The following is a 15,069-nucleotide window of genomic DNA, read 5'->3' as shown; positions in this document are numbered from 1 at the left end:
CGTACCGCGCCGCGGCCTTCGCCCCGCGCGCCGCGATCGTCAGCGCGGCTCTCGCCGCGCCGCCCGCCTCCGGCTCCGCGCGTGGCGCCGCCGCGCGCCCCGGCGCCCGCCGTGCCCGCGCGCTTGCCGAACGCGCCCGGCGTCCGCGTCTTCGCCGTCGGTGCGCCCTCTGCAGCCACGCTGCCGCCGGCCGCGCCGATTTTGCGCCGCTCAATGAACATGCCGATGCCGTCCTCGATCACGCCCAGGTCGCCGCGATCCTTCGGCGCCACGAACGTGATCGCCATACCCGACTCACCCGCACGGCCTGTCCGGCCGATGCGATGGATGTAGCTCTCCGCGTCCTGCGGCACGTCGTAGTTATACACGTGCGTCACGCCTTCGACATCAAGCCCGCGTGCCGCGATGTCCGTCGCCACGAGCAGCTGCAGCTTCGCCTCGCGAAACTTTCTCATGACCTGCTCCCGCTTCGCCTGCGACAGATCGCCGTGCAGCTCGTCGCTGCTGTAGCCCATCGCCTGCAGCGCTTCGTTCAGCGTGCTCGCGCGCCGCTTCGTGCGGCAGAACACCATGCCTAGATACGGCTGCGTCTCCTCGATCATCGCCACCAGCGCCGCCTGCTTCGCCCGGTCGGTCGTCTCGATGACGAGCTGCGCCGTATCTTTTACAGTCACCTGCTTCGCCTTCACCGTCACTTCCTGCGGATCGCGCAGGTAGCGGCCGGCGAGGTTCCGGATCTTGTCCGGCATCGTCGCCGAGAAAAGCATCGTCTGCCTGTCCTTCGGCGTCTTGGACATGATCTCCTCGACCTCGCCGAGGAAGCCCATGTGCAGCATCTGGTCGGCCTCGTCGAGCACCATCATGCGCACGTTGGATAGCCTGACCGTCTCGCGCCGCATATGATCGAGCAGCCGTCCAGGCGTCGCTACGATCATATGCATGTTGCCTTCCAGCTTGTGCAGCTGCGCCTCGACGTCCTGTCCGCCGTAGACTGCCAGCACGCGCACGCCTTCATAGGCAGGGAGCAGCTTCTTGATCTCGGCCGTGATCTGGATCGCGAGCTCGCGGGTGGGCGTCACGATCAAGCCTTGCAGATACGGCACCTCCGGCTTGATCCGCTCCAGCATCGGCAGCACGAAGGCGAGTGTCTTGCCCGTGCCCGTCTGCGCCTGGCTAATGACGTCCTTGCCCGTCAGGGCGACCGGGATCGTCTGCGCCTGTACCGGTGTCGGCTGCTTGATGCCCAAGCTATGCAATAATTCGGATGCGCGCGCCGCCACACCCAATGGTCCAAACTCTGCCACAATAGCACCTCATTTATAATCGCGGACCGCTGCCGCGCTTTCGTAATCCTATCCTACCACATAACGTGCCCTTTTCCGCATTTCGGAACGGCCTTAATTTTAACGGCTCCAGCACCTTATTTTACCCGTTTTAACGGTATCCCCTTCGCTCAGGAACCTTCTTTTTGCTCCTGACCGAGGGGGATACCGTTCAAATGTATCCAATATCGAATACGCGGACCAGCCACAGCCTGAGCATAGCCTCAACGCCGCCGCATGGATGCATGAGCATCGACCGCCCCATCCGATCGCCGCACAGCCCTTTCCTGACCGAAGGGGATACCGTTCAAACGGCCCGCATCAGTAAAAAACGGCTGCGCCGGACAACGCCCGGCCAGCCGTGTATACTGTTACAGCCAGATTACCAGCGCCAGCACAACGGCCAGCACGATCCGGTAGATCGCGAACGGCACCAGCTTGATCCGGTTGATCAGGTTCAGGAAGAACCGAATCGCGACCAGCGCCACCAGAAACGCGGCGACAAATCCCGCGATGTAGAACGGCAGCATGTCCGCCGTAATGTACTGGTAGTTTTTGAGCAGCGTGATGAGGCTCGCGCCCGCCATGATCGGCACGGCCATGATAAAGGTAAAATCCGCTGCCGCACGGTGGCTCAGACCGAGCAGGACGCCGCCCGAGATCGTAGAGCCGGACCGCGAGAAGCCGGGCCACAGCGAGAAGCATTGGATCAGGCCGATCATGAGCGCCTGCCTGTAGGTGATCTGGTCCACCGTTTTCGTCTTCGGCTCCTTCGGCGCCAGCCGGTCCGCGCCGATCATGAGGATCGCGCCAAGGACGAGGCCCACAAGCACCGTCTCGGTGGAAAAAAGATGCTCTTCGATCGTATCGTCGAACAGGAAGCCGAGAATGCCCGCCGGGATTAGGCCCACGATGACCTGCATCAGCTTGAGACGGCCGGTGCCGGTACCGCTCCACTCCCCCGTTCCCTCGTGCTCCGCTTCGATGCGCGCGTCTTTGCCTTTGAGTTTCCGGAGCCCGAGCAGATCCATGAACCGCCGCCAGAAGAGGACGACGACCGCCAGGATCGAGCCGAGCTGAATGACGACCTTGAACGCGACCGCCGCGTCCGAGCCGAGGAAGTTCTCCGTCTTGAGCCAGAGATCGTCGACGATGATCATATGACCGGTGGAAGAGACGGGCGCGAATTCCGTGACGCCTTCGACGATGCCGATGATGATGCCTTTTAGAATTTCGAGGAATGACATATGTACGCTCTACTCCCTTTCCCGATTCCGATTTCCTATGGTCTAGTTTATAGGGAACGCAGGGTCCTTGTCTAATGGACTCGGGCCCAGACTTCCGCTACTATAGTACCCTTCGGGAAAGGATTCGAGCGTGCTGGCACGCTCCGTGCTTGAAAGGTCAGGCGAAAAACGTCTGGGGATACTTCAGCTCCCCGTATTTTTCCTTGCGCGTCGCGGCTAGACGGGCCAGTTCGCCTTCGGCCAGCTCCCGCACCATAAATACGTCGTCCGGCACATCGAACTGCATCAGGACGAGCCCGCTATCCACCGCCGGCTTGAAGCCGAACTTGGGGTAGTAGGACGGATGGCCGATGAGGAAAATCAGTTTGTAGCCAAGCTGCTCCGCCCGGCGAATGCCCTCCCGGATCAACGCGCCGCCGACGCCGCGGCCTTGCGCGTCGGGCAGTACGCCGATCGGCGCCAGCACGAGCGTATCCGTCGCATCTTGGCCGTCCACGAGCTCCGCCTTGCTGATCAGCATATGGCCCACGACCCCGCCGTCGGCCTCTGCCACGAGTGACAACTCCGGCACGAAGCCGGCGGACTCGCGGATGCGGTCCGCGAGCCGGCTCTCGTCCTCCCGTCCGCCGAAGGCGGCCAGGTGAACTTGTCTGACGGCTTCAATATCGCCGTTCGTTTCCGTCCTAATCTGCACCATCTCTTCTACTTCTCCGCCTTTCGCTTCCGTCTCGATCCGGACCATGGATTCTTTTGCCGCTTTCCTTTTCCGTACCGATCCGTACCATCGTTCTCTTTCCTCGCCTTTAGTTCGCAGCTGCCTCCGCAGCGACGGCATCGGTCTCGACCGAGGCTCCGCCCTGCAGCTGGTACATCGCATAGTATTTACCCTGCAGCCGCATCAGACGCTCATGGTCGCCGCGTTCGACGATGACCCCGTGGTCGAGCACCAGAATCTGATCGGCCTGACGGATCGTGGACAGCCGGTGGGCGATGACGAACGTCGTCCGACCCTTCTTGAGCACGTCCAGCGCGGCCTGAATGATGGCCTCGGTCTCGGTGTCGATGCTGGCCGTCGCCTCGTCAAGGATCAGAATCGCAGGATCGTAGGCCAGCGCCCTGGCGAACGAGATCAGCTGTCGCTGGCCTGCGGACAGCGTCGATCCCTTCTCGATGACCGGCTCGTCGAGTCCGCCGGGCAGGCTCATGAACATGTCGTAGGCGCCGACATCGCGAAGTGCCTGCTCCACCCGCTCGCGCGTAATCGCGGGGTTGCCGAGACTCACGTTCGAGGCGATCGTCCCCGTGAACAAGAACGGATCCTGCAGCACGATGCCCATATGCGCGCGCAGTTGCTGCTTCGGGATGTCGCGGACGTCCACGCCGTCCACCTTGATGCTGCCCTCTTCGATATCGTAGAAGCGGAACAGCAGGTTCAGAATCGAGCTTTTGCCCGAACCGGTGTGGCCGACGAGCGCGACCGTCTCGCCTTGGCGGGCGTGGAAGCTCACGTCCTTCAGCACGTTCTCGCCCTTCTTGTAGGCGAACGTCACGTGCTCGAAGCGGACGTCGCCGCCGCTGCGAGGCGCGGTGCCCTGCTCGACAGGGATGCCCGGCTGATCCAACAGCTCGAATACGCGCGACGCGGACACCCGCGCCGTCTCCAGATTGGAGAGCTGGTTGACGATGCCGACGATCGGCTGGAACATCCGGTTCATGTAGTCGATGAAGGCGTACAACACGCCGACTGTGACCGCGCTGCTCAAGGATCCGCCCCAGAACATCCAGAGAACGGCCAGGAAGATCAAATTTCGTATGACGTTAACGAGATTGTGAGAGGTGATCGAGTTCAAGCTGACCAGCTTCGTCTGGTGATTGAAGTAGTCCTCATTGAGCTCGTCGAATTCTTTAGCCATCTTTTTCTGCCTGCCGAATGCCTGGATGATCGTCATCCCTTGAATGGACTCGTTGATCATGCCGTTGATATCGCTCAGCTTGGCGCGGATCACGTTGTTTAGCTTGCCCGCGTATTTGCGGTACAGCACGATCCAGATCGCCAGCATCGGAATCAGCGGCAGAGCGATGAGCGCAAGGCTCGTGTCGAGCAGGAACAGCGCCCCCAGAATCGCAGTCATGTAGACGATGCCGGAGAAAAAGTTCGCGAGCACCGCCACGAACAGCTCACGGACGGCTTCAGTGTCGTTCGTAATGCGCGAGACGACCTTGCCCGCGGGCAGATTGTCGAAGTACTGCACCGGCAGACGGTGCGTATGCGCAAATATGTCCTCGCGCATGCGCTGTACGATGCGGTTCGCAGACGTCTGAAGCAACAGCTTCTGCCCGTAGGTGAACGCCGCGGCAATCAGCAGCAGGCCGAAGTAGGCGGCAGCCAGCGTGAGCAGCGTCGGCACCTCGGGTTTGTAAAATTCGTACAACTCGCCCTTCGACAGCTTCGTGGCCGCGTATTGCGCGCTGCGACCGTCTTTGGCGGTCACGGTCATCGTTCCGTCCGCGACGGACCTGGCGCCGTCGAACGCGAGGTCCCCGTCGATCCAGTAGTAGCTGCGCTTCTCTTGGAGCACGCGCCTCGCCAGCGCCGGACTGCGGTCCGCGTCGGCCGGGAGATGATCGCTTCTCACGTACCAATTGCCCTGGTAAGGGACCGCGTCGCTTTGCTTGGCCTGGACCTGGTACCAGGTCTTTTCGATGCCCAGAATGTTCTGGTCGATCATCCGCTTGGCCAGCAGCGGCCCGAGCAGCTCGGCGCACACGGCCAGCGCCAACATCACGAGCGCCCAGACGATCGTTTTTTTATACAGCAGTGCGTAGCGGAATAAACGCTTGCCTGTCATGTTTGGTCACCTTCGTTTCCTTCTCTTCTCTTAGCCCTCGACGATCGCTTCAAGCTGCTGACGGTCGTACTGCTCCTTGTACCAGCCGCCGTGTGCCAGCAGCTCCTCGTGCGTGCCTCGCTCGACGACGTAGCCTTCGTCCAGCACGAGGATGAGGTCCGCATGCTGGACCGCGGACAGCCGGTGCGTCGCGATGAGCGTCGTCTTGCCCGCCCGCTCGGTGCGGATGCCCTCGATAATCTCGGCCTCCGTTCTGGCGTCGACGGCGGACAACGCGTCGTCCAGCATAAGGATCTCCGGATCGGCGATCATCGCACGGGCGATGCTCACGCGCTGCTTCTGTCCGCCGGAGAGGGCCACGCCCTTCTCGCCGACCAGCGTCTCCAGCCCGTCGGGCAGAAACGCGATGTCTTTGGCAAAGGAGGCCCGAACAAGCGCATGCTGCAGCTGCTCCGGCGTCGCCCCCGCATGGCCGAACAGGATGTTTTCGCGAATCGTGCGGGAAAACAAAATCGGGTTCTGCGGCACGTAGCCGACCCAGGCGAGCAGGCGGTCGATACCGATGTCCTGGATCGGCACGCCGGAGATCGACACTTCTCCGCTGCCCGCGGGATATTCCCGCAGCAGCTGCTTGAGCAGTGTCGTCTTGCCGCTGCCGGTGCGTCCGACGATGCCTAGCGTCTGGCCGCTCTTCAGCTCGAAGCCGACGTCGATCAGATTGTCTACCGCCGATGACGGATAGCGGAAGGTTACCGCCTTGAAGGCCAGCGTATCCGGCGCCGGCACGTCGGCGAGCAGCGGCGGGTCCTGGACGTCCGGCACATAGCCCAGCGTCTCGTTGACCCGGTCGAGCGAAGCGTTGCCGCGCTGCATGATGTTGATCAGTTCGCCGATGGCGAACATCGGCCAGATGAGCATCCCGAGGAAGATGTTGAAGGATACGAGCTCCCCGAGCGTGATCTCGCTCCGGAAGACCAGGTAACCGCCGTAGCAGACGCCGATAATATAACTCAGCCCGATCAGCACCTTATTCGTAGGCTCGAACAGCGCGTCGATGCGGGCGACCGCGATATTGCGATCCAGCACCTCGTTCGTCTTCGCGTGAAACCGCGCTTCGTCCGCCTTCTCCTGGACGTAGGCGCGAATGACGCGAACGCCGGTCACCGATTCGAGCACCTGGTCGTTCAGCTCGCCGAACGAGTCCTGCGCCTTCATGAAGCGATCGTGAATCTTGCCGCCGAAATGCTTCATCGCCAGCGCGATGAGCGGCAGCGGCAGCATGGCCGCGAGCGTCAGCTTCCAGCTGATCACGCCCGCCATCATGATCAGGATCGTGACCATGAAGATCGACGAGTCGATCAGCGTCAGGATGCCGAAGCCGGCCGTGTTCGAGATGGCCCACAGATCGTTCGTCGCGCGCGCCATCAGGTCGCCCGTCCGGTTGCGCTCGTAGAACGTCGGCGTCATGCGCAGCAGGTGATGGATCAGCTTCGTCCTTAGCAGCCGCTCCAGCATCATCGAGCCTCCGAACAGTTGATACATCCACACGTAGTTGATGCCATAGCTGACGACCGTCAGCCCGAGCCACAGCCAGACGACTTGATAGAAGTCGCCTTGCGTCATCGTCCCCTGCTGGATGCCGTCGATCGTATTGCCGAGCAGCTTGGGAGGGATGATCTCCACGATGCCCGCGATAGCCAGCAGGACGATCGCGATCGTGTACCTCTTCCAATGCTCCCTGAAAAACCACTTTAACTTGATAAGTACGCTAAGCATTTTTTTCCCTCTCTTCTGTGCCGATCGCATCCAAGCATGCAAAAAGGCGCACCGCCCGTAAGCGATACGCCTATTCTATGCATTCGCCCCCGGTTTTCGAACATTCGTTCGTTCGGGCGAATAAGAAAGGCGCGCGATTACGGAGACGTAATCGCGCGCCCTGATATCCATCGTTGGATTAATCGGGCTTTAACGGATTACGTTCGCTTCCAAAGGCATGAGCGACAGCGGCTGGAACAATCATGAATGTACGCATCGAACGCAATCCTCCCTTCCAAAATGTGAAATGTATATGACACTTTGCCACTTTAACATCGGCCTGCTGAAGCTGTCAATGGGGTATTCGGAAAAATATGGTTCGAATTCATAGGTTCCCACGCTTGAAGCGCCAGGCGCAAAGGGTATAACAGAAGTATAGCGACCGCGGGCCTTACCGCGGATTTGAGGGAAAGGCGGCGCCCTTATGGGGTTTATTATCGTCTACATACTGATCGTGTTTCTCGTCGTCGAGATCTCCGCCATTCTCATGCGGTCGACCGGTCTGGAACACCCCATCGCACGCTTTCAGGTCATCTCGCTTCTGACCGGCACAGGCTTCACGACCAAAGAGTCCGAGCTGATCCTCGGACACCCGGTTCGCAGGCGAATCGGCATCTTTCTGATCCTGTTCGGCGCCTTCTCGCTCGCCGTCATGATCTCCTGCGTCAGCGCGATCCTGGCCCCCGACTTTCATCTGTTCCCGCTGTCGATTGCATCGGCCGCGCTGTTTGTGATTTATGTCGCGCTGCGCATACCTGCAGTCGGCAAGCTCCTGGAGAAGCGTATGCGCGGCGACTTCCGCCAATCCTTCTCGATTCACGAGCTCGCGATTCAAGAGGTGCTATACTTGGAAAAGGAGGACGCCTTCATCGACATTCCGATCGGCGAGTCGTCGAAGGCTATCGGACATACAGTCAAGGAGCTGTGCGATCGGCTTCCGGACGTAAACATTCTCCTGATCAAACGCGGTACGATCGCCATCCGCGATCGCCGCATGGAGACGCCGCTGGAGGCGGGCGACGTGCTCTACGTATACGGGAGCATGAGACAGATCAAGCGTTCCTTCGGCGCCGAGCTTGAGGCGAAGAAAGCCATGGAACGCGACGAAAGGCAGGCGGTCTCGCCCTTATGAAAAACGAGCGCATGGACGCGGTACATCCGTTTCAGCGCGGAGATGCGGAGGATCAGCCGCTCCGGGAGGCAAATTTTCAATTTTTGTTCCCCTTCTCCCTGACGACCGATTGCCACAAAGACGTTAAAGACACCTTGGAGCGGGAAGGCTTCACCGCCTTCCGTCTGAGCGCGCTGGAGCTGGAAAACGCGTTCTACGGCCCGAAGCATCGCGTGTCGCATCGGGACATGGAGCGGTACTACTTGCCGTTTACGAACCATGTCCTCTTCCCTTCGGAAGACAACGAGGAGAGCTTCCAGCGCATGAGCAAAGCGATTGGCTCGACAGCCGTGCTGCGCATGCGCTATTTCGATGCGCCATTCTTGCTGCATGCCGTCGACGTGGTGCTCTGTCCGTTCGACACCGGCTTCATCACGCTTCGCGTCCAGCTGCTCAAGGACAACCCGACCTTGACCGAAGCGATCGAATTCGCCGATCGGCTCCGCGCGCTCCAGGACGCGCACAGCGAAGATCGCGCTGCGAGCATCGAGTACGAAGGCAAGACCTACAAGGAAGTTCAAGACTTCATTTTTCAAGCCATCGTGCCTCATATGGTCGAGCACCTCGATCGCACGCCGATGGACGGCGCGTACTTTGAGGAGCTGCCCTACCTGATCGACGAGCGCATGTACGTCATGGCGAGCTACGCTTTTCCGGAAAACGCGGAAATCTCTCTACTCGATCGCTACCGCGCGTCAAGGCTCGACGGTCTCGACGATAATGGCGATCCGTATATCAGCGCCTACTATGTACCTTATATCGAGGAATATTGCCGAGGCACCGGACTTGAGCGATGGGCGCCGTACGCCTACTACCAGACCGACGAGAGCTGCTTCTGCTGCCTGAACAGCCTGCCCGAACGCAAAGCGGACGCCATCGTCAACAAAATGTACGGCGAATACTACTATGGCCTGCTGCTGAATCTGTTTCACCGGATCGTCCTGCTCAAGCTGTCGAATTCATATTCCCGCGTGCAAATGGAACGAGATTCGGAGAAAACGGAGCTGCTCATCCGCGACATCACGACATTTTCCGCCAAGTACAACTTCCTTGAGGTCGTCTCGCAGTCCCAGGGGCGGGAAATTTTTCTTCAGCTACGCAAAATGTACGGCAACGACGAGCTGTTCGAGGACGTCAAGCAGACCCTCACCGACCTGTTCAAATATCAGGAAAACGCCAACTCGCGCCGCTCCAGCTACTTGCTGAACGTCCTGACCATCTATACCGTCATCAGCGGGATTTATGGCATGAACCAGGTTATCGAGGATCTGAAGAGTCCGATCAAGTGGAGCAAAATGTCCGGCTACTCCGCATTCGAGTGGATCGCGCTCGCCGTCACCTGCAGCGGCCTGCTCGTCGCCTTCCTGTTGTCCGGCAATATCCTGTGGAAATGGGGCCGGGAGCTGCTTAAGCGGTTCAGAAGCTGATCGCCAAACGGCTGCTGCCTTGCCTCTGACAGGCGCTCACGTGCGTTTACGCCGCGTCAGGGCAGCGCTGCGGCGATCAAGGAAGGCGCTGCCCCTCTTGGCTCGTTCTCCCGCGTTTTAACCGTATCCCCTTCGCTCAGGAAGCGGAACCCAGGAGCGGCCGTCGCTCCAGCGAGAAACGTTTAGGTACAGCATCGTTTTCGTGAATTGTACGGTGTCCTACGTGACTTGTACGGTGTCCTACTTTAAGCCCAGCATTCGATAAGACTATGACGCGACTTTTCGACGTGAATTTGCATGCTTGCGGCCCCATGTGATCGGTTGAACGCCGACTCTTTTTCCAACCAGGTCCCGGTATATAATCGTATCCGTTCTGCCGCACAAATCGATCAATTCCGCCATCGCCTCGTTGCGCAACATGCGGCGGAAACAAAACTCGTCAAGATACGCCTGCAAATGCTTCGGGCCGATCCCACCAAACGTCCGAGCCAGCCACCTGACGGCGTCGGTCCAAATCGCGTGCAGCGCCGAAAGTTCCCTGCGGTTGCGGCGATCGAGAACCTTTACCTTGCTAGAATCGTCCACCGTCTCAACAGCATGGTTCCGCAAGAAACGTTCCAATTCGCCCGAATCCTCCGGACGGCTGCCTGCGCGCTCCAAACGCTTGATCTTCAAATGTGTCATCGTACCGGACGACTCAACCACAGACGCACCGACGATGACGGGCTGCGCCCTTTGCTCAGCATCCGCAGCTATACTGCTAAAATGACGGCTGTATTCGTACCCGTAAAATTCCCCGAGCAGTTGCAACTGACCTTGCAGCGGAAGCTCCCGATCCCATTGCTCTATCGCATAACGAAGCTTGTGGTTCATCAACCACGCCGTCTTGTAGGTGACTTGAATGAGCTCGGACAACAGCTTGGCGCTGATGCCGATCTGCATGAGATACATCGCCTGAAACCACTTGCACAGCGGCGTGCGCGTGCCTTCGAGTACCGTTCCCGCCGTCAGCGAAGTTTGGTGCCCGCAGGAAATGCATTCGAACAGCTTGCGTCCCCTTGAGGTAATGCTATAATGACGCGGATACAGGCAACGAGGACATCTGTACCCGTTCGGCCACTTCGCCATGAAGAGAGCGCCCTCGCAGTCTTCCTCGCTATAAATCGGCATTCCTTCTCCAATCGAATACGGGCTTCCGCTCATAGCAATCCACCTCATTTTAAGGGAACATTTGTTCTTATTTTAACAAAAAGTGGCTGGCTTGGCTACTGTTATTTCTCACATTTTTTGTTTCAATTCGCGAACCACTCACAAGCTTCACCTGACCGAAGGGGATATCGTTAAAACGTACTCAATACGCCCACCGGGGTTTCCTGACCGAAGGGGATATCGTTAAAACGTACTCAATACGCCCACTGGGCTCCTGACTGAGGGGGATACGATTAAAAGGTGCCGCAAGTAACCTCCCTGACTCAAGGGGATACCGTTAAAACGCGTTAGAGAGCTGGTCCGCACGCGCGAGAAGTCGACGGCCACACGATGGGGAGCAGTGGTTCGCGGAACAAAAAAAGAGAACGCCGAAGCGCCCCTTCCGGGGCGTCTTGCGTTCTCTGAATTGCCGGGGCTCCGCTCCGCGTCGTATTCAGACGACGAGGAAGTGTACCGGCTCCTTGCAAAATTCGCAGTGCTGCGGCGGATCCCAAGCGGAGAACTTGGTCTCCTTCAAATTGACGAGATCAGGCGCATCCTCGTATTCGTCGACGAAGGTGTCGATGGCGAGCTCCACGTGTTCTTTACATACGCAATACATGATGAGATGTCCTTCCTCTTGCCCAAGATCGGCTCATATGGTTAGCCGTCGTTCTCGGTCTTCTCGACGAGCTTCACGCCCAGCTCGCCCTTCTTCCCGTCACGGTAATAGGTAATATCTAGCGTGTCCCCGATCTTGGTCTTTGTATACAAGTACTTGCGCAAATCGAGGGTGCTGCTGATCGGCTGGCCGTCGAGCGCTACGATAATGTCGTTAAAAGCGAGACCCGCCGCCTTGGCCGGGCCTACGGCTTCGAGGACGACTACGCCGTCCGTCACGCCGTTCGGTACGACAAGCGCTTCGCCCATTGGTACGTCGTCGTCGTCGCCGTTCGAATCCGGCGCAGCTTCGTCGTCGCCATCGTCGGATGGCGCCTCGTCCTCTGAACCCGCCTGGTTGTCCAGATAGATGGACAGGTCCATCGAATAGACGCCCAGGTATGGACGCTTTATTTTGCCGTGCTCCATCAATTGATCGACGATCGGCATCGCGTCGTCGATCGGAATGGAGAACCCGATGCCCTCTACGCTCGTATCTGCGACCTTCATGCTATTGATGCCGACGACTTGGCCGTTCAAGTTGACCAGCGCGCCGCCGCTATTGCCCGGATTGATCGGCGCCGAGATCTGGATGACCTCTTCCTCCCAATCGTATACGCCGTCCTGGTTAAGCGAGATCGGGACGGTCGTCTTCAAGTTGGAGACGATGCCGTTGGAGAGCGAGTCGCTGAAGCCTAGCGGATTGCCCACCGCGATGACGGTCTCTCCCTTGCGCAGCTTGCCCGAGTCCCCGATATCCGCGACTTGATTGATCCCCTTGTCGTCCGTCTCCAGGACGGCCAGGTCGGTGATCGTATCCTTGCCCACGACAGTCGCAGCTTTTTTGGTGCCGTTCGACAGGACCACCTGAAGCTTGACGCTATCCGCGATAACGTGGGCGTTCGTGATCATATAGGCTTTTCCTTTTTGCTTCAGGAAGATGACGCCGGAGCCCAGGCTGGTGCCTTCTTGAAACGCCGCTTCGTTGTTAGCGGAACCGCCCTGCGTCTGATTGATGACGCTCACGACGACGGGGCCGACCTTGGCGGCGGCGGAGATGATCGCCTCGTTCGTATCGTACCCGGCCGAGACGCTAGAAGATAGAGCCGGTGCCACGGATCTGCTTTTCGGACGGTCGACGATCACATAAAAAAGGGATGCAACCAGCACGGAGCTGGCCAGCGAAGAGACGAGCGCTATTTTCAAAGCGGAGTTCTGACGGCCCCAACGGCTGGGCCGGTTCCAGGAGCCCGACGGCTCCCGGCTGCTCCGCTTCACTTTTGTCGAATAAAAATCGTCCTTGAAAAAGCCCATGAGACGCCTCCCTCGCTGGCCGAATAAAAGCAAAAAAGATGGAATGTACGGCACGCGATTTGACTAAAATAGTAATAGATTTACAGAACCATAGCAAGCGAGCGATCGATAATCCAATTGGTCACGCAAGGAGGACAACCGTTTGAAACCTACTTCTCCCCATTGGTCGTTCGTAGATTTCGCGGCGCAGCTCGCCGACTTGAAGGACGACCGTTATCGCCAGCTGCTGGCGCTTACCACGCTGATCGAGGTGCTGGTCGACAAAGGTATTATCACGGCGGAGGAACTGCGTCTCAAGTCGGAAGAGATGGAGGAAGAGCTTGATCGCCATCTGCTCTGACGAGCCTACGCCTTCACCAGGTCCCAAGGCGTCGGCCGGTCCGCATACGTATCGCACAGCGCAAACTCGTGCTTCTGATAGAAAACGCCGTTATCTTCTAATACGGTATTCACCGTAAGCTTCGCTAAATCCATCAAATTGTGCTCCTGGCTCAAATGAGCGAGGTACACGCGCTTGGTGCGGCCTTCGGATACGAGCCGGCACAGCGTATCGCCGGCCGCTTCGTTCGACAGGTGGCCCATGTCGCCAAGGATACGCCGCTTGATGTTCCAAGGATAACGCCCCATTCGGAGCATATTGATATCGTGGTTGGCCTCCAGCACAAGCACGTCCGACTCGAGCAGTTGGCTCATGACCTTGTCGCTCACATAGCCCAGGTCGGTAGCCAGCGTCAGCTTCGCGCCGTCCGAGCGGAAGCAATAGCCGACTGGCTCCTCCGCGTCATGAGAGATCGCGTACGATTCGATCCGCAGATCGAACAGCTCCATCACGCCGCCGGTCGGCAGCACTTTGCGCTGTTCATCCGGCAGCTCGCCGACATGCTTGTTCATGGCTCCCCATGTCTTCTCGTTCGCGTAAACGGGGAGGCCGTATTTGCGGGCGAAAGCGCCCAAACCTTTAATATGGTCAGAATGCTCGTGCGTCACGAAGATGGCGTCCAGCTCGCTGCCCGACACCTCGCGCTCCTGCATAAGCGATTCGATTTTTTTGCCGCTCAGACCGGCATCGATGAGTACCGTCGCCGCGCTTGAGGATACAACGGTCGCGTTGCCCGTCGATCCGCTGGACAGCACCGTGAAGCGAAGTCCCATAAGCTTTGTTTCCCTTCTCTCTTCTCTCCGGCAAGGCTATATGATTCTCTAAGGATCTTTATAGTCGCGCACTCTATTTATTCTATCAGATTAAAGCCCCCGAGCGTTAATTACTTCATGGCTACTTCATGGCGCGTTCGCGAACCTTAAGGCTCCGACAACGGCTCGAGGGAGGTCTCCTTGTCCGTTGAGACCTCGCCGCTGGCCGCGTTAACGTAAAATATGCCTCCGTCTTCAAGCAGGATGCGCCAAGTCGGCGCGGCCACCTGCGTATCCGAGTTAAAAATGCCTTGCCCGTGATAGCCGAGCTGCACTTCCTTGACCGCGGCGCCTGCCGGCAAATATTTTTTGAGCATCAGGCTCGTGAGCGCCTGGGTCGCCGGCAGCACCTTCTGGTCGGGCCCGCCCTCGGTAGGCAGCGTCTCGATCAGGTCCTGGCTGTATCCCTGAATTTTTTGCTCGCTGTAATAGAGGATCAGCTTGGCGTCGAAGAGCGGCAAACCCTCTACCGTACGGTTGAATGCGTATTCCCCTTCCACCGTGCTGCCGTAGTAATCAAACTGGTATCTCGAAAGTTCCGGAATGACGTCCCCCAGCGCCTGCCGCAGCTCCTTGTTGCTGAATACGATACGCGTTTCTCTCGGCGGCTCGATCGCGATTTGCTTGTCTTTCACCGCTCCGGTCGGCACCTGCTGCTTGTACGTTATATCTCGGAGGCTCGGCGTTTCCGTCGGAATCTTGGCCTCGATGCGTATATTTTTTTCCTGCATGATCTGTCTCGCCTCGGCCGGCAGGGAGGTCCAGTCGACCGTGGTGTCGATCCGCTCCCGCCACTCGAGCCACAACTGATATCCGAGTACGATGTTCAGCGCAAAAAAAGCGACGATGAGCACCGTCTTTGCTCTTCCCCAGTCCACCTTCGCT

The 15,069-nt window shown here is 58.7% G+C and carries 13 protein-coding genes and 1 pseudogene; 3 read left to right on the top strand and 11 right to left on the bottom strand.

Annotation, left to right across the window (positions count from 1 at the left end):
* The 5 genes from KVT38_RS25360 to KVT38_RS25340 all read right to left on the bottom strand — a co-directional run.
* The coding region (locus KVT38_RS25360; RefSeq protein WP_217596537.1) for a DEAD/DEAH box helicase at window positions 1-1,304 on the bottom strand (1,304 nt) is incomplete at its 3' end.
* A gap of 389 nt (window positions 1,305-1,693) precedes the next feature.
* Window positions 1,694-2,569: an undecaprenyl-diphosphate phosphatase gene (locus tag KVT38_RS25355; RefSeq protein ID WP_217596536.1), complete on the bottom strand. Its 876-nt coding sequence runs from the start codon at window positions 2,567-2,569 to the stop codon at window positions 1,694-1,696.
* Window positions 2,570-2,726: 157 nt separating this feature from the next.
* Window positions 2,727-3,311, bottom strand: coding sequence for a GNAT family N-acetyltransferase (locus tag KVT38_RS25350; RefSeq protein ID WP_254639538.1), 585 nt, complete (start codon window positions 3,309-3,311; stop codon window positions 2,727-2,729).
* A gap of 61 nt (window positions 3,312-3,372) precedes the next feature.
* The gene (locus KVT38_RS25345) at window positions 3,373-5,418 is read right to left on the bottom strand and encodes an ABC transporter ATP-binding protein (RefSeq protein WP_217596535.1); all 2,046 of its coding nucleotides are present in this window, start codon (window positions 5,416-5,418) and stop codon (window positions 3,373-3,375) included.
* Between the two features lie 30 nt (window positions 5,419-5,448).
* Window positions 5,449-7,194, bottom strand: a complete 1,746-nt coding sequence (locus KVT38_RS25340; RefSeq protein WP_217596534.1) for an ABC transporter ATP-binding protein — start codon at window positions 7,192-7,194, stop codon at window positions 5,449-5,451.
* Between the two features lie 463 nt (window positions 7,195-7,657).
* On the opposite strand from KVT38_RS25340, the gene KVT38_RS25335 reads away from it, so the two are divergent.
* Together KVT38_RS25335 and KVT38_RS25330 are read left to right on the top strand one after the other, a co-directional pair.
* A complete protein-coding gene (locus KVT38_RS25335) occupies window positions 7,658-8,365 on the top strand; it encodes a TrkA C-terminal domain-containing protein (RefSeq protein ID WP_217596533.1) in 708 nt (235 codons plus the stop codon).
* The gene (locus KVT38_RS25330; RefSeq protein WP_217596532.1) at window positions 8,362-9,831 is read left to right on the top strand and encodes a magnesium transporter CorA family protein; all 1,470 of its coding nucleotides are present in this window, start codon (window positions 8,362-8,364) and stop codon (window positions 9,829-9,831) included. Before KVT38_RS25335 ends, KVT38_RS25330 begins: the two co-directional genes overlap by 4 nt.
* A gap of 267 nt (window positions 9,832-10,098) precedes the next feature.
* On the opposite strand, the gene KVT38_RS25325 is transcribed toward KVT38_RS25330, so the two are convergent.
* From KVT38_RS25325 to KVT38_RS25315, 4 genes and pseudogenes are all read right to left on the bottom strand, one after another.
* Window positions 10,099-10,773 carry a hypothetical protein gene (locus KVT38_RS25325; RefSeq protein ID WP_254639537.1) on the bottom strand — a complete coding sequence of 225 codons (675 nt, stop codon included), beginning with the start codon at window positions 10,771-10,773 and terminating at the stop codon, window positions 10,099-10,101.
* Window positions 10,774-10,860: 87 nt separating this feature from the next.
* Window positions 10,861-11,001, bottom strand: a pseudogene (locus KVT38_RS35630) (transposase); the annotation flags it as partial.
* 472 nt (window positions 11,002-11,473) lie between these two features.
* Window positions 11,474-11,641, bottom strand: coding sequence for a CxxH/CxxC protein (locus tag KVT38_RS25320; protein WP_217596530.1), 168 nt, complete (start codon window positions 11,639-11,641; stop codon window positions 11,474-11,476).
* Between the two features lie 41 nt (window positions 11,642-11,682).
* The gene (locus tag KVT38_RS25315; protein WP_217596529.1) at window positions 11,683-12,993 is read right to left on the bottom strand and encodes a S1C family serine protease; all 1,311 of its coding nucleotides are present in this window, start codon (window positions 12,991-12,993) and stop codon (window positions 11,683-11,685) included.
* A gap of 142 nt (window positions 12,994-13,135) precedes the next feature.
* Here KVT38_RS25315 and KVT38_RS25310 point away from each other — a divergent pair, with 142 nt between their 5' ends.
* Entirely contained in the window at window positions 13,136-13,333 is a 198-nt protein-coding gene (locus KVT38_RS25310) for a hypothetical protein (protein ID WP_217596528.1), read from the top strand.
* A gap of 5 nt (window positions 13,334-13,338) precedes the next feature.
* Here KVT38_RS25310 and KVT38_RS25305 read toward each other — a convergent pair whose 3' ends face one another.
* A complete protein-coding gene (locus KVT38_RS25305; protein ID WP_217596527.1) occupies window positions 13,339-14,145 on the bottom strand; it encodes an MBL fold metallo-hydrolase in 807 nt (268 codons plus the stop codon).
* Window positions 14,146-14,291: 146 nt separating this feature from the next.
* Window positions 14,292-15,062: a two-component system regulatory protein YycI gene (gene yycI / locus KVT38_RS25300; RefSeq protein ID WP_217596526.1), complete on the bottom strand. Its 771-nt coding sequence runs from the start codon at window positions 15,060-15,062 to the stop codon at window positions 14,292-14,294.
* Between the last annotated feature and the right edge of the window lie 7 nt (window positions 15,063-15,069).

It is taken from the genome of Cohnella sp. GbtcB17 (assembly GCF_019091135.1).
In the GTDB taxonomy this organism is placed as follows: Bacteria; Bacillota; Bacilli; order Paenibacillales; family Paenibacillaceae; genus Cohnella.
The sequence above is the reverse complement of the archived record's forward strand: the minus strand, read 5'-3'. Positions and strand labels throughout refer to the sequence as shown.

Excerpts from the sequence above, each read along its gene's own strand:
- KVT38_RS25355 (WP_217596536.1), bottom strand. The coding sequence starts at position 2,569 with ATGTCATTCCTCGAAATTCTAAAAGGCATCATCATCGGCATCGTCGAA.
- KVT38_RS25350 (WP_254639538.1), bottom strand. The coding sequence starts at position 3,311 with ATGGTCCGGATCGAGACGGAAGCGAAAGGCGGAGAAGTAGAAGAGATG.
- KVT38_RS25345 (WP_217596535.1), bottom strand. The coding sequence starts at position 5,418 with ATGACAGGCAAGCGTTTATTCCGCTACGCACTGCTGTATAAAAAAACG.
- KVT38_RS25340 (WP_217596534.1), bottom strand. The coding sequence starts at position 7,194 with ATGCTTAGCGTACTTATCAAGTTAAAGTGGTTTTTCAGGGAGCATTGG.
- KVT38_RS25335 (WP_217596533.1), top strand. The coding sequence starts at position 7,658 with ATGGGGTTTATTATCGTCTACATACTGATCGTGTTTCTCGTCGTCGAG.
- KVT38_RS25330 (WP_217596532.1), top strand. The coding sequence starts at position 8,362 with ATGAAAAACGAGCGCATGGACGCGGTACATCCGTTTCAGCGCGGAGAT.
- KVT38_RS25325 (WP_254639537.1), bottom strand. The coding sequence starts at position 10,773 with ATGCAGATCGGCATCAGCGCCAAGCTGTTGTCCGAGCTCATTCAAGTC.
- KVT38_RS25320 (WP_217596530.1), bottom strand. The coding sequence starts at position 11,641 with ATGTATTGCGTATGTAAAGAACACGTGGAGCTCGCCATCGACACCTTC.
- KVT38_RS25315 (WP_217596529.1), bottom strand. The coding sequence starts at position 12,993 with ATGGGCTTTTTCAAGGACGATTTTTATTCGACAAAAGTGAAGCGGAGC.
- KVT38_RS25305 (WP_217596527.1), bottom strand. The coding sequence starts at position 14,145 with ATGGGACTTCGCTTCACGGTGCTGTCCAGCGGATCGACGGGCAACGCG.